Below are 18,384 nucleotides of genomic sequence, written 5' to 3'. Positions count from 1 at the left end.
AATTCCGACTGCGGACGACTTGACCGTTCAGGGCTTCGAACTGAGCATCGTGACGTACCTGAGGTTGTTCGTCGGGTTTTTCCGGGGAGGCGCAAATGGCGCGGATAAGCGGCGAGAGCGGTGAAAGTGGCGAGAGCGGCGAGAGCGGTGAAAGTGGCGAAAGCGCGCGCTCCCGGTCGTTCACGGCAGCACGGGCGCTCATCTCGGGTCGCGAGGGCGTGGTGGGGATGTGGCGGGATGTTGGTACCCCTCCGGCAAACTACGAAGCCAAACCGTACGCGCTGGACCGCTGGTCGACGCCGGTGCGATTGCGAACCCTGACCGCCGAACTGTTGTCCGGAATCTACTACGATGTCGGAGATTGCAACGAAACAAGCGAGTCCGTTTGCGTCGAATATCGGGGGCGCGGCGAAGACGGTACATGTGCGTTGATTCACATGATCAGGCCAAGTCCATCCGATTTCGCCAAACAACTGATCTTTGTGCATAACTATGCGGCACTTCGGATGGAGCGCAGCGGCGAGATCATGACGGAGATGACGGACATCCTGTCGTTCCTCGGCTCGGTGGGCTTCCTGCACCCGGATCGAACTCGGCGGACGTTCGAGCTGCTGACGCTGGTCCTGAACGTGACCGGCCTAATCGAGATGCGGGTCAAGCATGCGCTGACCTGCCGGCGACCGGTCGAGTACTCGCCCCAGATCCAGCCGATGATTCCAACGCCCGGTCACGGCTCACTGCCAAGCGGGCACGCGACGGAATCCTTTGCCGCCGCTTTCGTGTTCTATGCGTTGCTGTCGCAAGCCAGAAGCGCACGCATCAAATTCGATAGCGACGATCCGACTTTCGAGCAACTGATGCGGATTGCCGAACGGATCGCCATAAACCGGACGGTTGCCGGCGTTCACTTCCCAGTCGACAGTGTAGCCGGCATGAAGCTCGGTCTCGCCTTGGCGGAGTTCTATATTGCGCGTTTCTGCGGCGGCCGTTTTCTGAAGACGCATGCTTTCGATGGGCGAGGATTCGACGGCGACTTCTGCTACGAAGATTGGATCTCTGAATTCGTCGACGACCCCCAGGAGCGAAAGGCCAAGTCCGACAGCGGACGCAAAATATCTGGAAATACGCGCGCCGAAGTGCCGAAATCCTGTGATCTGAACCATCTCTGGGACCAGGCGGTCGCGGAGTGTCAGTTGATGATCGGAGTGGTAGGCAAGTCGCGATGAAGCTTCATTGGAAAAAGACCGCTTGCGACCGTCCCGATCCCTATCTGGACTGGGAATTCCGGACCCGGCGCAAGCCCAACCCGGATCCCTGGTGCTCTGTGCAAATCCAGATCAGGCCGTTGCGCAGCGCTCTTGCGAGCCTTTACGAGCTACAACGCGCCGTCGATGAGGGGTACGTGCCTGACCACGACGTCCCGGCCAAGAAATTCACCATTCGAATGAGCGATGACGAGCGGACTCTCCTGAGTTGGTGGATCAAGGCCCTGGAAGGGCCAAAGCCGCCAAAGATCGATGAAGTCGACATGCAGTTCTTCATCTATCGCAAGGAAACGTTCATCTATCGTGGCGGCAGATTCCGCGATCCCGGATTTTATCGCTCTCTTTTCGTGGGGCCGCCGATCATCGGTTTGCAGTTCAACGACTTCAACCCCCAGCCCGATCCGACCAGCTTCGAACCTTCCTTCCTGGCGGCTACCAAGGTTGCTATCGGCATCATCGACGACGGGATTGCCTTTGCGCACGAAAGATTTCGAGATCGCCGTATGGTCTCGAAGATCGCGGCCATGTGGCTACAGGAGACGGAGAAGCGGAGTCCGGCAGACAACGCCGTCGTATTCGGCCGCCGCCTTATGCATGACGAGATCAAGCAGTTGTTGCAGGAATCCAAAAGCGAAGACCGCATTTACCGGAAGGTTGGTGCGACCGATTTCGGCAAGACCCGCGCCTACAATCCACTGGCCGCACGCGTCAGCCATGGGACGCATTTGCTCGATCTGGCTGCAGGCGGAGGTCGGGGCAGCGAAGGAGTGTCGATCCTCGCTGTCCAATTGCCGTCGGTGGCGACGGTCGACACGTCGGGGCTGACGATGGGAAGCTATGTGCTGCAGGCGGTCAGGATGATCATGACGTGGGCCGATGCATTGAGCGAAGCCGGGAAGCCAATTCCGCTGGTCATGAACTTCAGCTATGGCCTTTTGGCGGGTCCTAAGGATGGCACTCAGTATCTCGAAAAAGCGCTCGCCGGCATGGTCCGCCACCGCAACAAGCGCCATCAAAACCCCAATCTGACCCGCTTGGTCATGCCGGCGGGCAACAGCTATCGCACCCGCGCCGCCGCAAAACTGGAGCTCAAAAAGGAGGTCGAAACCCTGGATTGGGTCATCCACCCCGATAGTGCAGCAACGAACTACGTCGAGATTTGGCTCGATACCGGCGCCGAAGGCAAGCCGGGACAGGCACCGGTGGAGATCTGGCTGACCGCACAGGACGCGAGGACGAGCCCACCCATTCGGCCTAGCGAGGGTTACATTCACCAGGCGACGATCGGTGGCGGTCCGATCGCTGGGATTTATTTCGACCGCATTCAGCACGGAAAATCCGTACGCGAGCGGATCCTGCTCGCTGTCAATCCGACCGTGCGCAACGACGACTGCCGCGAGATCGCACCTTCCGGTCGCTGGAAGCTGTCTCTTCGGAATTTGACCGGGACGGCGATCACGGCACATGTCTACGTTCAGCGCGACGATACGCCGTTCGGCTACCCGCGGCGCGGCCGCCAATCTTACCTCGATCACGCCGGTGCTTATGACCGAGATCCGCGGACCGGCGACTATCGGCTGCAGAGGGACGGTTGTCCAATTAGGTATGCGGACACCCTATCGTCGATCGCAACCGGCTCGATGATTGAGAGCGACCATGTCATCGTCGTCGGCGCCGCCGAGGCATCGGAGGGGCATCCCCCTTCCGACTATACGTCGAGCGGGCCCACGTTGGTTCGGTCCGGGCCGGACTGCTCGGCGTTCGCTGACGAAGGCAATGCGCTCTGGGGCGTCCTCGCCGCGGGCACGTTCAGTGGCTCGGCTGTCAAGCTCAACGGCACCAGCGTCGCCGCGCCTCAGATCGTGCGGAAGGTGGCAGACGAACTACGGGCAATCGCTCATCCAGCTTCTGACAGCACGGCCGCGCCGGTTTGCATCAATCCGGCCGCGACTAGTCCGGTCACGATTCCCATCGATCCACCCGATCCGCGGCTTGGCAAATGCATCTTTCGGCCTGCCTCCGACGGGCATATTCCGAGGCGCCGATATCCGGCGGTTTAATGGTTCAACCGGTAGGTGTGGCGCTACGTCACTACGGCTAGGGCTCCTTCCCAGGCCGCGTTGCCGGAGCGCCCGCTATTCTACGGCACTCAATTTTGACCGCCCTTGGGTCAGTCCAATAAGCCCCCAATGAAAAAATGGCGAGTTTGTCCGCCGCTCTTTAGCGGCCTGCCACATCTTACGCCGTACGCATTCATCGGAAAATATTCCACGCGTTAGCTATTTAACGGAAGATTTGCGGTGCGCTGACGCGCGCCTCACGCGCCCGGCGCATGCTGCTTCCACGCTACTCAAAATGGTGGCGAAGAGGCCAGAACATGTTTGGTTCAATTTCAGCAGGGCCAGGTTGCCCGGGCGCCATCATTGCAATCCTTGACGGTCCAATCGATCTCGATCATCCGTGCTTTTCCGACGCAAATATTGAAGTACCGTACGACTCGGGCTTAGCGCCTCAAGAAAACTGTGCAGCCGCCGCTCATGGAACGCATGTTGCAAGCATCATTTTTGGTCAACCCGGCAGCCCCGTCGTCGGAATTGCCCCGCGGTGTAAGGGCATATCGCTACCGATTTTTGCGTCAGGCACGGATGAGAGGCTTTCCTGTTCGCAGATTGATCTTGCCCGGGCGATCATGCTCGCCCTCGAACATTCTGCCCAGATCATCAATATCAGCGGCGGACAGCTCGATTTTTCGGAAGAACCTGAACAGTTTCTAAAGGACGCGCTCGATCGATGCGAAAGAGATGGCGTGCTCGTCGTGGCTGCTGGAGGCAATGACGGCTGCGAATGTCCGCATACGCCGGCAAGCTACCCAACTGTGCTTGCGGTTGGCGCCGCGGATGAGAGTGGACGTCCACTCCAACTTAGCAACTGGAGTACTGCGTACATCAGTAGCGGGCTGCTCGCACCGGGTAAGGACATTCTAGGTGCGGTCGCGGGCGGAGGTATCGCGAAGCGAACGGGCACGAGTTTTGCGACGCCCATCGTTTCTGCTCACGCTGCTCTTTTGCTGTGCGAGCAAATTTATCGCGGTGAAAAGCCCGCTCCGTTGGCGGTCAGGACGGCGTTGCTGTTGAGTGCAACTAATTCGTCGACCTCGCAGTGGACCGACGGTAGGCGAGTAGCCGGTAATCTCAATTTTCTCGCCGCGTCACATCTTTTACAAAGCAGGAGGAATGAAATGAGCTATGGCACGCACGACCATCTGAATGGAATGGAAGATCAGATTGACTCAATTACCAAACAGGCGACCGCTGGGGCTTCCATCCTTGCAGCTGCAAAATCTACCGATGACAATCAAAGCCTGAGCCTCAATCCGCTGGCGCCCTGTTCGGATGTTGGAGGTGTTCAGGCATCGTGCGGCTGCAACGGGGGCGGCGGCGGATGTAGCTGCGGTTCGAAGCAAACGGTCGAATCGACGCCCGCGAAGCAAATTGTTTATGCGCTAGGCACCATTGGAATCGATTTCGGAACTGAAAGCAGGCGAGACTCAATCTCCCAGTACCTGCAACCCAAAGAGCCATTCTCTTTGGATAAACTCATCAACTACCTTTCCAGTCCGGCGGGAACTCCCGAACTTGAGCGGTTGATCTGGACGCTCAACATGGACGGAGCGCCAGTCTACGCCATTCAACCATTCGGCGCCTTTGCTTACGCCGGATATGCCAACCTTCTGGAGTTGTTCGCTCGCCAGGAGAAAAAGAAAAAGGAAGAGAAGCCAAAAGAGGAGAAGGGTTTTCTTGTCGCGATACCTGGCTTGGCTTTCGGAAGAACACGATTGATGTCGGGCGAAACCGTGCCGACGCTCCATCCAAGCGCTCGAGGGATGTCTCCCTGGGATGTTAAGGCCGTCGTTCAGGGACTTACCAAAGCCGATTCGTCTGAGAAGCCAAAGCGAAAAACCGGAGACAAGCCGGAGGACATAGATCCGTCGAAGATGGAACTGTTCCTGAACGATTACACTCAGATGCTCACGAGAAAATATCGCAATCTTGGCGTAGCGGGCCGCGAACGGGCGTTGAATTTTGCTTCGATGAGTGCCGGTCTGATTGCAGAGGTTGCGCATAAGTTTGGCGGGCTTGATCTTGTTCTAGATGAAATCGAGGTCATTCGCAGTGTGGCCTGCCGATCGGGCTCCGAATGTTACGATGTGCGCGTCAAGATGTTCATTCCATCCGACGGGAAGGCGGCGATTAAGGTCTTTCAATTTACCATCGACGTCAGCGACATTATCCCCGTCGCCCTCGGAGATATTTCCAGTTGGAGCGAACGCCCCAAATCCTGATTTTCGATCTGGATTTAGAGCGTCGGCGGGTGCGTTCTATTCTGTAGTTCAATTCTTCCCGCGATCAATAGGAGACAATCAATGTATCCATCTATGAAGGCCTCCATCTCAAGCGCTGCAGACATGACCCCGATTATCCGAGATCGGACATACCGGTCATCCGAAGCGAGCGTGCACGCTTCTCACGAACCGGAATGCTCTTTGTGCCACCTCGCGTGCGATCAGTTAGATGGCTGGCAACGAGATCTCTGCAATATCGCCTGCAATTCGACAGTGTGCCGGTAACGGCAGCTAGACGTTGCCATCGGTGCGTCTTCAACCGACGCACCGGTGGAGTAACCGGGGAATGGTCACGCTGCATCGTTCTTTTTGCTCGTTAGCAAAGCCAAGCGATCGTGTTCGGGCTGCAGAGCAAGCCAACATCAACCGGCGCAGCTTTTTATTCTGAATACCAGAAAGTTCATTGACGGCGCCCCCAAATCAGTGGTTTTATCTCGCCATCCCGCCCGCACTGAGAGGGGCGTATCGCGATCGTCACGGGACGTTGCGGCGGGGAGTGGTGGCCGCGGGGCGACGCAGCATCTCATGGAGGTGCGGACGAACGTCGTTTTGCGGACGGTCAAGCCGTGTGGTCCCGACACCCCGACGCTGGTGTCTTGGTCGGCGACGATGTCGATGACGGGGGCAAGCAAGCCGGTCCCCTGGGAGAGCACGGAGCAGCCGGAAGCCCATCGCGCAGGGAAGGCCGGGTTGATCCGGCTGAGCCTGTGGTTCCTGCCCCGTGCACTTTTTCCGCACGGGGCCACGGGTGCCAGTCGGCACTCGGCCTTCCCTGCGCCCTCTCAATTCAAGAGGACGCCAGACTGCAGCAGAGCTCGGGCCTGACAGGTCGCGAGATCGCGGTGGCATGGGCGTCAGTAGCTGCGACGAGCGCAGGCTGTTTGACAGGGTTGATGGGAAATCAGAGAGCGCGGCTCAAGCGAGACTTGGGGGGCTCAAACGTCCGGCTTCGCCAAGAGGCTTCGCCGGACACGCTTCGCCCTGCGGGCTACTCGCGCAGCTGCGCCACGCGTAGCCCGCAGGGCGAAGCGTGGTGCCCCTGGCCGGAATCGAACCAGCACTCCTTGCGGAACTCGATTTTGAGTCGAGCGCGTCTACCAGTTCCGCCACAGGGGCATTCGCCGGGCCTGTGCAGGAACCATAGCGAAGCGGGCGGACTATAGCGGGCGGTCGGGCCGGGTCAACCCGCACGGACGTGATGGGCGCGCATCTCGACAGCTTTCGCGGGCCGGAGTAGGAGCCGGAACGGCCCGGCATGGGACCGGAGGCAGCCCCGTTCGGGAGGACCGATGACCAATACTTCTGTGATGGCGCGCCCTGCGGCGGGGAGCATGAGCCCGGCGGTGGCGGCGGCGCTGCTCGCGGCCGGCATCGCGGCGGCGGCCTTGGCCGGCGCCTGGTACATGCAGCTGGTCTGGGGCCTGCAGCCCTGCGAGCTCTGCCTGAAGCAGCGCTGGGCCTATTATGCGATCGTACCGCTCGGGCTGCTGATCGCGCTCGCCGCCAAAGGCGGCGCACCGCGCGCGCTGGTGCTCGCGGGGCTCGGCGTGGTCGCGCTGGCCGCGCTCGGCAATGCCGGGCTCGGCGTCTATCATTCCGGGGTCGAATGGGGCTTCTGGCCGGGCCCGACCGAATGCACCGGGCCGATCGGCAATCTCGGCAGCGCCGGCAGTCTCCTGGAGCGGCTCGACAGCGTCAAGGTCGTACGCTGCGACGAGGTGCAATTCCGCTTCCTCGGCCTGTCGCTTGCCGGCTACAGCGTGCTGATTTCGCTCGCCATCGCCGCCATCGCCGGCTGGGGCATCACCCGGAAGCGCGCCTAGTCGTCGACATCCTCCTGCGGCCGTCCGAACAGATGGACGATGCCGGGGGTGGCGATGGTGACGAACACGAAGCGCGACAGGTGATGCGCGCCGACGAAGATCGGGTCGATGTGCAACGTCAGCGCCAGCGCCATCATCGCGTCCATGGCGCCGGGCGCGAACGCGACGATGGTGTCGGAGAAGCGCACATGCGTCAACAGCACGATCACGGTGACGAACAGCGCCGAGATCGCCACCGCGATCGCGAACGAGCCGAGCGCGGCCCTGATATGGCCGACCAGGGTCTTCACCCGCATCCGGGCGAAGCGGCTGCCGATCAGGGCGCCGATGCCGACCAGCGCCACGCCGCGCATCCATTCCGGCAGGCCGCCCTCGACGAGGCCGGTGCCGTGCAGGAGGCCGCTGGCGACCATCGCGCCGAACAGCCAGCTCGCCGGAAATTTGATCAGCTGCATCAGCATCGCCGCGACCAGCGAGGCCACCAGCAATGCAAGCAGGCCGAGCGGCGAGGCGACGCTCTGGCCGAGCGAGATCGGCGCGGCCGGTGCGACGCCGGCCACGGCCAGCACCAGCGGCAGCGCCGCCGTCAGGATGATCACCCGCAGCGTCTGCACCACGGCGATCGCCGGCAGGTCGGCGCCGCGCTCGACCGCGAGCATCGTGATCTGCGACAGCGCGCCGGGACTGCCGGCGAGCAGCGCCGAGGTGCGGTCCCAGCCATGGACGCGCTGCAGATAGAGGCTGGAGCCGAAGGTCGAGCAGAACGTCGCGAGCGCCAGCAGGCCGATGGTCACCGGATAGGCGCTGACATGGTTGATCAGCTCGCGCGAGACGACGGCGCCGATCGAGATGCCGAGCAGCAGCAGAACGGTTTGGGTCAGGATCGGCGGCATCGCCAGCGGGCGGCCGGCGATCGCGGCGATCGCGGTCGCGATCATCGCGCCGGAGATCAGCCCGCCGGGCAGATGGGCGACGAGGAAGATCAGGCCGCCGGCGGTGCCGAGCACGAGGGTCTCGATCGCGCTCAGGGTCTTGGCGCGGCTTGGCAGGTCGAAGGGGAGGGAGGAGATGATCTGGCGCACGGCGCCTTATGCCAAAAGCTGCCTGCGCGTACAATTCCCGCCGTTGCGCAGGCGCCATGCGCGCTTGCGTCCGCGGGCGCTGGTCATTTCGGCTTGTCCGGCGTCGGCAAGGGAGCGGGCGCGGGTGTGGTCGCGGCGGCGGCCGCCGCCTTGTCGCGCTTGCAGGCCGAGCGGAATTTGCCGCGTGCCTTGCCCTTCAGCCCCTGCTCGTCGGCCTCCTTGGAGCAGGCGATGGAAATCGTCCGGCGCGCAGCCTTGTCCAGGGTGGCGAACTTGTCGGTGGCGGCATCGGGCCGCGCCGGCAGCGTCAATCCGGGTTGCGAACGGGCGGGGCCCGCGGCCGACAGGGTGGCCATTGCGATGGCCGCAATCGCCGCCCGGGCAGTGAATCTCATGTTGAAGTCCTCGAACGAAAGGCATAGTGCGATGTCTGGCGATGCTGAACCCGCAGTGAATGGAATGAGCCGGATCGCCGCGCGAGGCAAATTATATTTTCGCGCGGCCACGCTCCCGCCTGCTTTGTCGGTCGCAGGCGTCTCGCTAGAATTACCGTCCCATTCAACATGCTCCACAGGGAGATCTGGGATGAGTTTTCACGCAAGATCATTGGTTGCTTCATCACTCGCCACGCTGGCCGTGATCGGCCTCGCGACGTTCGCCGCGGCGCCGGCGCAGGCGCTCACCGCGCAGGAATGCAGCGCCAAGTACAAGCAGGCGAAGGAGGCCGGCACGCTGGGCGGCCAGAAGTGGAACGACTTCCGCAAGGCCCAGTGCGGCAGCGATGCCACCGCGGCCGCGGCACCGGCGGCTCCGGCCGCACCCGCGGCCGAGGCCAAGCCGGCCAAGGAGGCGAAATCCGACGCCAAGGAGGCCGCTCCCGCGCCGACCGGTCCCGCCGTGTTCCCCAACGCGGTGGACCCGAAATACGCCAAGGAGAAGCCCGGCAAGGCGCGGCTGCAGACCTGCGTCGATCAGTACAATGCCAACAAGGCGACCAACGCCAATGGCGGCCTGAAGTGGATCCAGAAGGGCGGCGGCTACTACAGCGAATGCACCAAGAAGCTGAAGGGCGCTGCCTGATCCGGATTGACGTGACGTTGCCGGCGGGCCGGGGGCATCATGCGGCCGGCCGCCGCTCTCGACGCCATGCATCGCCGCGAGACCGCCGGCCGGACCGGGCTCAACGCCGGTCGCGCGGCGGTCCTCGCCGGTGGCGGGGCATTACTGCTCCGGTGATTTTGGGGCTTGCCTTCCGGTGCGGGAAATGACCCTGCTCTCGCCATGATCTCTGCTGTCCAAGGTATGCTCGGCCTGGTTTGCGGCGCGATGGTCGGGTTCTCGCTCGGCCTCGTCGGCGGCGGCGGCTCGGTGCTGGCGGTGCCGCTGATGGTCTATGTCGTCGGCGTGCCCGAGCCGCACATCGCGATCGGCTCGAGCGCGATCGCGGTCGCCACCAACGCTGCCATCAATCTCGCCAATCATGCGCGCGGCGGCACCGTGATCTGGCCGATCGCGGCGCTGTTCGCAACGGCGGGCATCGTCGGCGCCTTCACCGGCTCGCTGCTCGGCAAGATGGTCGACGGCCAGAAGCTGCTGGCGCTGTTCGCGCTGGTGATGATGGTTATCGCCATGCTTATGCTGAAGACGCGCGCCCGCATCGGCACCCCCGATGTGAAGATGAGCATGGCCAACATCCCGGCGATCGTCGGCTTCGGTCTCGCCACTGGCACGCTGTCCGGTTTCTTCGGCATCGGCGGCGGCTTCCTGATCGTGCCGGCGCTGATGGCTGCGACGGGCATGCCGATCATGAACGCGGTGAGCTCGTCGCTGGTCGCGGTGACGACCTTCGGGCTTACCACCGCGGCGAGCTATGCGTGGTCAGGGCTCGTCGCCTGGGATCTCGCCGGACTGTTCATCGCCGGCGGGATCGCCGGAGGTCTTGCCGGCACGCGCCTGGCGCGCCATCTCTCCGAACGGCGCGGCGCATTGAACGTGGTGTTTTCGGTCGTGATCGCGGTGGTGGCGCTGTACATGCTGACGCGCAGCCTGCTGCATATCTGGAGCTGACCTCAATGAAGCGCGTCCCCTCGACTGCGATCATCTCCGCCAGCAGCCGGCGTGACGTGTTGACGCTTCTTGGCGCAACCGCGGCGCTGTCCTTGTGGCCCCGCGACAGTCGCGCCGAGGATGCCGATGAGCCCGACGAGGGCGCGGTGCTGCGCGATCCCGATGCGCCGGTGCTCGGCAATGCCGCGGGCGACATCACGATCGTCGAATGGTTCGACTACAATTGCCCGTATTGCCGCAAGCTCGATCCCGAGCTGCAGCAGGTCATCCATGATGATGGCAAGGTGCGCTGGGTTCTCAAGGAGTGGCCGATCCTCGGGCCAACTTCGGTGGTTGCGGCGCGGATGGCGCTGGCCTGCAAATATCAGGACAAATACGCCAAGGCCCATGACGCGCTGATCGGCGTCAGTTCGAAGCTCACCGAGCCGCGCATCGACGAGCTGCTCGCTGAAGCCGGCGTTGATATCGACCGCGCCAAGCGCGACCTCGCAGCCAACGCGAAGGCCATCGACGCCATGCTGGCGCGCAACGACAAGCAGGCGCGGGGATTGCGTTTCCGCGGCACGCCGTCCTTCATCGTCGGCAAGTTCAGGGTGCCCGGCGTGCTGACCATGGCGCAGTTCGAGCAGGTCATCGCCGACGCGCGCAAGGCCAAGGCGGCCAAATAAGGCGGCCAACTAGCTGGCAAAGCAAAGGCGCCTCGACCGAAGCCGAGGCGCCCTGAAAACGAAGCGTCTTGCGCGTTACTTCGACGAGATGCGAACCCAGTCGTCATGCGCGCGGGTCTTGAGCGAATTCCAGCTGTCCGCCGCGACGTCCCAGTTCACGATGGTCCGGCGCGACTGCGCGCTCGGTCCGTTGGCGACCTCCGAGGTCTGCATCGAATCATGGATGTAGACGCCCAAACCCAGGATGAGGGCCCCCAGGATCATTCCCACGAATGTCCGCATGTCATGTTCTCCAGTGTGACGGCCAACAACGCCGCGGTCGAAACTTGGTTCCGCGCTCGCCGCGGTCCCGGTCCACCGCGATCAGAACATCCTAACTGCGCGATTTTTCAGGCCGCGATTCCGGCAGCGAGGTGACGAGATTGAGTGCTTTCATCTCGTCGGGCTTGAACGTGAACAGCTGGTCATGCGGCGTCTCCATCGCGTGCACCCAGACCTTCAGATCGATGCCCATCGCGGCGAGGTGGCGCTGGCATCGCGCCGAGATGTTCTGCGCAAGGCTCATGTCGTCGCCGGACCTCACGGTGGTCCCGGACGTGGGGACTGCGGCGATCTGATGCACGCCGATGATTGCCCGTTCGCCGGCCCGGCGCTCGACACCGCCGGCGAACACCAGCGGGCACGACGACGCGCAATATTTTCCCGCCTCCACTTCGGTTGTGAATTTCCGCGCGCGGATCAGTCTCCCCATCGCCAGCGCGTCGGCGACGGAGCCGCCGGGCGAGTTCAACACGATCGTCCGGATATATTCGCCATGACGTTCGACTGCGTCCGCGAAGCTGCGCGCGCTGCCGGGCGTGATCGTGCCGGTCGCGAACAGCCGGCCGCCGCCGCGCAGCTCGAACTGAACAGGCTGCTGCAAAGCACGATCGCCCTGGGGCAGCGGCATCAGCCGCTTCATCAGGGGCGCCAGAACGGATGGTGATTCGGCCGGCATGTCTGGCGCGTCGCGCCGAATGTCGAGCTGAGTCGGGGCTGCATCCGATGGCACCTGCGGAGCATTCAGCTCGAGCAGGTCCGCCGCGAGAACTGCGGCGGTGACGACGAGGATGCTGCGGAAGACCCAACGCAGAATGCTCTCATCGGGATTGTCCGCGAGCCAGGCATGGACGCGTCGGTTCAGCGCCGAAGCCACGGGACTACTTTCCAAGCCGAGCCGACGACAGCGACGTCACGTTCTCATCCGCCGCGGCCGGCGCCGGCTCGATGGCTGGCGCGGAAGGCTGCTCAGCAGGCGTTTCGGCAGGCCGTCGCTCGGCCGCCCGCCTGGCATCCTCGACCTCGCGCGCGATCTGCAATGCGGTGACGAGATCGGCGGCCGTCAGGCTGGAGGCGCTCACGGCGGGCAGGCCCTCACGGCGGATGGCGGCATGGACGACGCAGAGGATCAGCACCAGCACCGCCGGCATCAGGTCGATCGAGATCGCGCCCGCCCAGCTCGGGATGAAGTCGCCGGCGTAGCGCAGCACGGCTTCGGCGGGCGACAGCGTCTGGAACCGGGTCGGCTCGATCCGCGGCAGCGCCAGGATCTTGTCGGCGGCGTCGGCGAGCGAGGCGGCCTGCGTGGCGATCGCGCCCTCCACCTTGCCGACGACGGCGGTCTGGCGCTCGGCCAGGTCGCCGCTGCGTCCGCCCGGGGCAGGCGCGATGAATCCGGCCGACAGCGACGTCGCGGCGCGCTTCACCGCAGGGGCCACCGAGGTCTGCTGCAGATTGGCGATCACGCCCATCAGGTTGAGCGACTCCGTGGCGAAGGCATCGCTGCGCGTTGCGATCGGGCCGCGGTCGGAGATCAGCTCGCGCATCCTGGCGAGGCTCTTGCCGCCCTGCTCATAGAGAGCGGAGACGCGCTTGCCCGACTCCTGGACCTGCTGGCCCAGTCCGTCGAGCTGCGTCGACATCTGCGCGAGCAGCTGGACCACGGTGCCCGACCCGGAGGTGCCGGTGAGCGAGCCCGCGCGTTCGGCGTCCGCCAGCTTGGCGAAGCGGGAGGAGGCGAGCTGGATGTCCGGCAGCAGGCTTTGCGCAGCGATCGCCTGGCTGTTGGCCCGGTCGAGGTCGCGCGTGTAGTTCTGCACGGTGATCGCAAGATGCTGCTGGATCGCGGCGGCGCCGGCCAGCGCCGAGGCATTCAGCCAGGACGACATCGCGACGATCATCAGCGAGCCCAGCAACATGCAGCCGGCCATCATCAAGCGCCCGATCGTGCTGGTGACGTGCGGCATGAACTGCATCATGAACACCCAGAAGGCGTAGATGCCGACCGAGACCGCGACCGAGTAGATGACCGCCGCAAAGAACACCGTGGTCGGACTGCCGTTGAGCAATTCGCGGACGCCGAGATAGGTGTAGACGCCGGCGGCTAGCGCCAGAATCGCGGTCGTGAGCTTCAGCGTCACTTCGAGACGGCTGACGCCATTGGCGAGCACGACGGAGGTGGAGGAGCGGGCGGAGGAGACTTGCGCGACGGACGCAGGAGACGAGGGCATCAGCGGCGAGGGCATGAGCGGACCTTCGGCGGCCTCATGGCCGCCCGTATGCAGCGCCCCCGCTGTATGGCCGAGCAGAACCAGTGCGGACAAAATCCGCCGACATTGTGTCGGCGGCATTACCGATCAGCCATGTCGTCGGGAGACGCTGGCTCAGCGCATCAGCCAGCGCAGCAGCTCGACATTGGCCTCGCGCGGATAGCAATGGCTGAGATCATCGATCTCGCGATAGGCGACATCGGCGCCCGCCTTGGCCAGGGCGTCGGCGGTATGCCGCGCGATTTCGACCGGGAACATCCAGTCGAGCCGGCCGTGCACGATCTGGATCGGCAGCCCGCGCAGACGGTCGCGGTCGGCGATCTCAGCCATCAGCGGATGGAACGTCGCGGCCACCGGCGCAAGGTGCGTGAACGGCGAGCCTGCGGCCAGTCCGCTGACGTAGCAGAACGTGCCGCCGTCGCTCATCCCGGTCAGCAGCATGCGGGTGGGATCGATCGCGACGCGGCTGCGGACGAGGTCGAGAATGCGCAGCAGGTTCGGCGTATCAGCGTCGTCGCCCATCAGCGCCCAGGTCGGTCCGGCCGCGGTGGGGGCAACCAGGATGGCGCCGAGGCTGCGCGCGGCCCGCAGCCAGCTCCAGAGGAAGTCGCGGCCGTTGCCGCTGCCGCCATGCAGCGCCATGACCAGCGGCCAGGCCCGGTCCGCCGTGTAGTATTCCGGCACATACAGCGAAAAGCCGCCGCGATTGCCGATCTCGTTATGGTCGTGAAATACGGCGTCCTTGCCTGCAGAGGACGTGGCCAGCAACCGGCGCAGCCCGTCGTCGCCGTCGACGGCGGGATCGAGGAAGAATTCGCTCAGCGGCGGCAGCGTCGCGGCGAGCGGAAACAGCGCCTCGAGCGCGCGCGGCAATTGACGCAGGGCCCTGAACACGTCGACCAGGTCGCCCTCGCCGCGCTGAACGGCGCGCAGGCCGGCAAACGACATCAGCGCGGCGTCCGCTGCGGTGTCGAAGGCGATACGGATATGGGCGAAGTCCGCCGGCCACGACGTGAGATGAATCCGCGCCGTGTGCAGCGCCTGCTCCGGATCGCCGACATCAGCCATCACGCGATCGAAATCCGGCGGATTCAGGTAGCGCGCGACGTAGGACAGGGCTTCGAGCGTCTGCAGCAGTGGCGGCAACACGATGAGAATGTCATCCACCACGGCATCCGTCATGCAGGTCTCCTTGATACGCGAACCGCGGGTCTGGCCGTCTCGTCTGTTTGCCGGCGAGCGCTGTCATGCAACGCAAAATCGGCCGTCCGGGCAATGACCATTTTCCGAACGCGTGTTCGCTCCGCGAAGCCGCAATCTCGCGATGCGGCTCCCGCAAGTCAACATGGTGCGGACGTTGCCGTCGCGCGTGGCAGGTGAGTCGCGCGCGAATACACGCGCAGACGATAGTTGATTGACAAAATTCGGGCGCGATGTCGCACTTGGTGAGAGCCGACGGCGCAGCGGAGGGTTCCTCATGGATCACCGCCCTGGGTCAAAACTGCCGATCGGTTGCCGAGGGGGGATTCGCATCATGACCAAGTCGCCGTCGGCCGCGTTGATCAACGCGGTGCTCGCCATGGACGTCTACAACAGAGGCGTCAACCCGACGCTCGTGGTCAATTTCAACCGTATCGGGAGCTATGAGCTGGTGGCGGCGAGCGTGACGTCGACCGCCGACAATTTCGAGGCCGCGACCTATCAGCTCGCGGGCGATCCATCGACACGGATCATTTCGTTTCGCGGCACCGACAGTCTCGCCGACGTGCCGTCGTGGCTCGGCGGCGCCGGTCTGGCTGGCTGGCCGACGCAGTTCCCGGATGCGGAGTCCTACTACAAGACATGGGCGACATCGAACGTCTCATTGACCGGACATTCGCTCGGTGGCGGACTTGCCGGCTACATCGCGGCGCTCAACGACAAGGTGGCCTATGCGTATGACGCGATGCCGTTCGAATTCGCGGCGGAAGTCCGCTACGACCAGTTGCACGGCTTCTGGGGCGCGCTGACGTCGCACCCGGTCGACCGCTATTCCGACATTCACATGGTCTCCCTTTCCGGCGAGATCCTGCAATATGTGCGGGCAGCGGCGCCGGTGCTGGAAGCGCCGCTGGCGCTGCTGCAGCTCGGACCGGTCGCCGGCGCGCTCGCCATCGCCGATGCTGCGATCGGCATCTCGTCCGAGCAGAAGACCGTGCTCGGCGCGGGCACAGATCTCGGTCTGGATCCGGTCAGCCTGCACTCGATCGCGCTGCTGACGATGATGCAGTGGGCGAGCGACAACGGTGCCCAGGATTGGAAGAAGGCGGCGGCTGTGCTGCTGGCGCCGCTGGAGAATGACGCGATTGCTTCGGCGGTCGGCATTCCCGCGGCCGGTGTGAGCGGCGAAGGCGCGCCGTCCGACAAGATGAAGGACATGATCGCCTATTCGACCGTCACCGATGCGAGCGGCTACGGCAACAGCGCCGTTCAGGCCCTGTTCAATGGCGGCGGCGTGCTCGGCAACAGCGTCAGCGCCGACACCGCGGCGACCTACCTGAAGAACGGCGGGGTCGAGAAGGCGCTGGCCGAGATCGTGGTGGAATATTCGGCGCTGCTGGCGCAGAACCACGACGAGGTCACGGCGACGCCCGGCGTGATCGGCCATGAGCACGGCATTTTCTATCAGGATACGGCCAACAACCTGCTGGTTGCGGATCTGTCGTCCGACCTGTGGTCGCACACCGACACCGGATCTACGGTGGACATCCTCGGCAAGCTCGCGCTGATCGATGCGGTTGCGAGCTTCGAGGGCGATGACGCCAACCTTCTCGACATGGCGATCGGCGTGCTGTGGGGCGGCAAGACCGACAATCTCGACTGGCTCAGCGCGGCGCTGAGCGATGCCGCGACCTCGGTCGCGGTCGATCCGGTGCCCGGCGCGATCATTGCCGCCTCCGACGGTGCGCTGCTGATCGCCGGCGGCGGCAACGACACGCTGGCGGGTACCGCCAATGACGACCTGCTGATCGGCGGCGGCGGCAGCGACGTGCTCAAGGGCGGGGCCGGCGACAACATCCTGGTCGGCGGCGTCGGCGCCACCTACGTCTATGCGCCCGGCGACGGCAACGACGTCATCATCAACGGCGTCGCCTCGCTGCCGAAGCCGACCGGCACGCTCGATTTCGGAACGGCCTACACGGCCGACAATTTCTGGTTCGTCAAATCGGGCAACGATCTCGAGATCGACATTCTCGGCACCCATCAGCAGGTCACCGTCGCCGACTGGTTCCTGGGCGGCTCCTATCAGCTGCAGGAGATCAAGGCCGGCGGTCTCGAGATCGATACCCAGGTGTCGCAGCTCGTGCAGGCGATGGCGACCTACGCCCAGGCGCATCCGGCCTTCGATCCCACGGTAGCATCACAGTTGCCGACGGATGCGCAACTGCACGACCAGATCGCCGCGGCCTGGCACGTCAACGCGTGAACGCAGGCCCGCGGCCGCCTCAGTGCAGCCGCGGCGCCTTGAGCAGCTTGGCGCGGTCGGTCGAGGCGATGGTGACGTCGAAGGTGACGCCCTCATGGTGCACCGTTAGCGGCACGTCGACGCCGGCTGCGCCGAGCGCCCAGAGCTTGCGATAGAACTCGCTCTGGCTCGTCACCTTGTCGCCGTTGATGCCGAGGATCACGTCGCCCGCCTTCAGCTCGGCGCGGGCGGCCGGGCCATTGTCGGAGACGCCGATCACGACGACGCGATCGTCGACCTCGGTCGCGTACATGCCGAGCCAGGGGCGTGCCGGCTTGTTGACGCGACCGAAGCGCCTGAGATCATCGATGATCGGCTTCAGCAGATCGATCGGCACGACCATGTTGACGTGCTCGTCCTTGCTGTCGCGCTCGCGCTCCAGCTGGAGCGACCCGATGCCGATCAGCTCGCCCTTGGCCGAGAGCAGGCCGGTGCCGCCCCAATTCGGGTGGGCGGGGTGGGTGAAGATCGCCTCGTCCAGCAGATATTCCCAATAGCCGGCGAATTCCTGCTTGGCGATGATCTGGCTCGCGACCGATCGCGTCCGTCCGCCGGCGCCGCCGAGCACGACGTGATCGCCGACCTTGGTTGCCGCCGACGAGCCGAGCGGCAGCGCGGGCAGGTCGAGCGACCCGAGCGCCTGCACCAGCCCGAAGCCGGTGGTGAAGTCGAAGCCGAGCACATGGCCCTCGACCACGCGTCCGTCATTGGGGTGCAGCCAGACGGATTCGGCCTCGGTGATCAGGTAGCCGATGGTCAGCACCAGCCCGTCGTCGATGACGACGGCATTGCCGGCACGCTCGGTCCCGAGCGTTTCCGCGCTGAAGGCGTCGGACGGAATGATGGCATGCAGGCCCACGATCGAGGACAGGGCTTGATCAAGATCGTATTGATAGTCTTCGGCGCGAGGCTGGAAGGCGGAGGGCACTTTCCATTCGGTCAAAGAAGGCATTTCGTTCTCCTGCTCTGTCGATACGCCCGGAT

The 18,384-nt window shown here is 64.1% G+C and carries 15 protein-coding genes and 1 tRNA gene; 8 read left to right on the top strand and 8 right to left on the bottom strand.

The window, feature by feature from the left end:
• Positions 1-95: 95 nt before the first annotated feature.
• The 3 genes from ACQR10_RS24010 to ACQR10_RS24000 all read left to right on the top strand — a co-directional run bounded on the left by ACQR10_RS24010 (position 96) and on the right by ACQR10_RS24000 (position 5,607).
• Positions 96-1,226 carry a phosphatase PAP2 family protein gene (locus ACQR10_RS24010; protein WP_316218011.1) on the top strand — a complete coding sequence of 377 codons (1,131 nt, stop codon included), beginning with the start codon at positions 96-98 and terminating at the stop codon, positions 1,224-1,226.
• Entirely contained in the window at positions 1,223-3,325 is a 2,103-nt protein-coding gene (locus tag ACQR10_RS24005; protein WP_316218010.1) for a S8 family serine peptidase, read from the top strand. Before ACQR10_RS24010 ends, ACQR10_RS24005 begins: the two co-directional genes overlap by 4 nt.
• 272 nt (positions 3,326-3,597) lie before the next feature.
• Positions 3,598-5,607, top strand: a complete 2,010-nt coding sequence (locus ACQR10_RS24000) for a PatA/PatG family cyanobactin maturation protease (protein WP_316218009.1) — start codon at positions 3,598-3,600, stop codon at positions 5,605-5,607.
• Positions 5,608-6,698: 1,091 nt separating this feature from the next.
• Here ACQR10_RS24000 and ACQR10_RS23995 read toward each other — a convergent pair.
• A tRNA-Leu gene (locus tag ACQR10_RS23995) sits at positions 6,699-6,783 on the bottom strand.
• Between the two features lie 173 nt (positions 6,784-6,956).
• Here ACQR10_RS23995 and ACQR10_RS23990 point away from each other — a divergent pair.
• Positions 6,957-7,490, top strand: a complete 534-nt coding sequence (locus tag ACQR10_RS23990) for a disulfide bond formation protein B (protein ID WP_315804559.1) — start codon at positions 6,957-6,959, stop codon at positions 7,488-7,490.
• Here ACQR10_RS23990 and ACQR10_RS23985 read toward each other — a convergent pair.
• Together ACQR10_RS23985 and ACQR10_RS23980 are read right to left on the bottom strand one after the other, a co-directional pair.
• Positions 7,487-8,572 (bottom strand): AbrB family transcriptional regulator, encoded by a 1,086-nt coding sequence (locus tag ACQR10_RS23985; protein WP_316218008.1) that lies wholly within the window; start codon positions 8,570-8,572, stop codon positions 7,487-7,489. The two genes, ACQR10_RS23990 and ACQR10_RS23985, sit on opposite strands and share 4 nt — an antisense overlap.
• An 83-nt stretch (positions 8,573-8,655) precedes the next feature.
• Positions 8,656-8,967: a PsiF family protein gene (locus tag ACQR10_RS23980; RefSeq protein WP_316218007.1), complete on the bottom strand. Its 312-nt coding sequence runs from the start codon at positions 8,965-8,967 to the stop codon at positions 8,656-8,658.
• Between the two features lie 190 nt (positions 8,968-9,157).
• Between ACQR10_RS23980 and ACQR10_RS23975 the strand changes: the two genes are divergently transcribed.
• The 3 genes from ACQR10_RS23975 (at position 9,158) to ACQR10_RS23965 (ending at position 11,307) form a co-directional block, all read left to right on the top strand.
• Positions 9,158-9,652, top strand: coding sequence for a hypothetical protein (locus ACQR10_RS23975; protein ID WP_316218005.1), 495 nt, complete (start codon positions 9,158-9,160; stop codon positions 9,650-9,652).
• Positions 9,653-9,853: 201 nt separating this feature from the next.
• Positions 9,854-10,639 (top strand): sulfite exporter TauE/SafE family protein, encoded by a 786-nt coding sequence (locus tag ACQR10_RS23970; RefSeq protein ID WP_316218004.1) that lies wholly within the window; start codon positions 9,854-9,856, stop codon positions 10,637-10,639.
• A gap of 5 nt (positions 10,640-10,644) precedes the next feature.
• On the top strand, positions 10,645-11,307 hold the full coding sequence (locus ACQR10_RS23965) for a DsbA family protein (RefSeq protein WP_316218003.1): 663 nt from the start codon (positions 10,645-10,647) through the stop codon (positions 11,305-11,307).
• A 75-nt stretch (positions 11,308-11,382) separates the two neighbouring features.
• On the opposite strand, the gene ACQR10_RS23960 is transcribed toward ACQR10_RS23965, so the two are convergent.
• The 4 genes from ACQR10_RS23960 to ACQR10_RS23945 form a co-directional block, all read right to left on the bottom strand.
• Positions 11,383-11,589, bottom strand: a complete 207-nt coding sequence (locus tag ACQR10_RS23960) for a hypothetical protein (RefSeq protein WP_315804553.1) — start codon at positions 11,587-11,589, stop codon at positions 11,383-11,385.
• 91 nt (positions 11,590-11,680) lie between these two features.
• Positions 11,681-12,502: a hypothetical protein gene (locus ACQR10_RS23955; RefSeq protein WP_316218002.1), complete on the bottom strand. Its 822-nt coding sequence runs from the start codon at positions 12,500-12,502 to the stop codon at positions 11,681-11,683.
• A gap of 4 nt (positions 12,503-12,506) precedes the next feature.
• Positions 12,507-13,871: a hypothetical protein gene (locus tag ACQR10_RS23950; protein ID WP_410051450.1), complete on the bottom strand. Its 1,365-nt coding sequence runs from the start codon at positions 13,869-13,871 to the stop codon at positions 12,507-12,509.
• A gap of 138 nt (positions 13,872-14,009) precedes the next feature.
• A complete protein-coding gene (locus ACQR10_RS23945) occupies positions 14,010-15,077 on the bottom strand; it encodes a phospholipase (RefSeq protein ID WP_316181212.1) in 1,068 nt (355 codons plus the stop codon).
• Positions 15,078-15,429: 352 nt separating this feature from the next.
• Between ACQR10_RS23945 and ACQR10_RS23940 the strand changes: the two genes are divergently transcribed.
• Positions 15,430-17,361, top strand: coding sequence for a calcium-binding protein (locus ACQR10_RS23940; RefSeq protein ID WP_316181213.1), 1,932 nt, complete (start codon positions 15,430-15,432; stop codon positions 17,359-17,361).
• A 19-nt stretch (positions 17,362-17,380) separates the two neighbouring features.
• Here ACQR10_RS23940 and ACQR10_RS23935 read toward each other — a convergent pair whose 3' ends face one another.
• Positions 17,381-18,352, bottom strand: coding sequence for a S1C family serine protease (locus ACQR10_RS23935; protein ID WP_315804549.1), 972 nt, complete (start codon positions 18,350-18,352; stop codon positions 17,381-17,383).
• Positions 18,353-18,384 lie beyond the last annotated feature (32 nt).

Source organism: Bradyrhizobium sp. HKCCYLRH2060 (assembly GCF_051168135.1).
GTDB lineage: Bacteria > Pseudomonadota > Alphaproteobacteria > Rhizobiales > Xanthobacteraceae > Bradyrhizobium.
The sequence above is the reverse complement of the archived record's forward strand: the minus strand, read 5'-3'. Positions and strand labels throughout refer to the sequence as shown.

Coding starts and splice junctions, on each gene's coding strand:
- ACQR10_RS23965 (WP_316218003.1), top strand. CDS start 10,645: ATGAAGCGCGTCCCCTCGACTGCGATCATCTCCGCCAGCAGCCGGCGT.
- ACQR10_RS23980 (WP_316218007.1), bottom strand. CDS start 8,967: ATGAGATTCACTGCCCGGGCGGCGATTGCGGCCATCGCAATGGCCACC.
- ACQR10_RS23940 (WP_316181213.1), top strand. CDS start 15,430: ATGACCAAGTCGCCGTCGGCCGCGTTGATCAACGCGGTGCTCGCCATG.
- ACQR10_RS23970 (WP_316218004.1), top strand. CDS start 9,854: ATGATCTCTGCTGTCCAAGGTATGCTCGGCCTGGTTTGCGGCGCGATG.
- ACQR10_RS24005 (WP_316218010.1), top strand. CDS start 1,223: ATGAAGCTTCATTGGAAAAAGACCGCTTGCGACCGTCCCGATCCCTAT.
- ACQR10_RS23950 (WP_410051450.1), bottom strand. CDS start 13,871: ATGCCCTCGCCGCTGATGCCCTCGTCTCCTGCGTCCGTCGCGCAAGTC.
- ACQR10_RS23945 (WP_316181212.1), bottom strand. CDS start 15,077: ATGACGGATGCCGTGGTGGATGACATTCTCATCGTGTTGCCGCCACTG.
- ACQR10_RS23935 (WP_315804549.1), bottom strand. CDS start 18,352: ATGCCTTCTTTGACCGAATGGAAAGTGCCCTCCGCCTTCCAGCCTCGC.
- ACQR10_RS23960 (WP_315804553.1), bottom strand. CDS start 11,589: ATGCGGACATTCGTGGGAATGATCCTGGGGGCCCTCATCCTGGGTTTG.
- ACQR10_RS24010 (WP_316218011.1), top strand. CDS start 96: ATGGCGCGGATAAGCGGCGAGAGCGGTGAAAGTGGCGAGAGCGGCGAG.
- ACQR10_RS24000 (WP_316218009.1), top strand. CDS start 3,598: ATGCTGCTTCCACGCTACTCAAAATGGTGGCGAAGAGGCCAGAACATG.
- ACQR10_RS23975 (WP_316218005.1), top strand. CDS start 9,158: ATGAGTTTTCACGCAAGATCATTGGTTGCTTCATCACTCGCCACGCTG.
- ACQR10_RS23990 (WP_315804559.1), top strand. CDS start 6,957: ATGACCAATACTTCTGTGATGGCGCGCCCTGCGGCGGGGAGCATGAGC.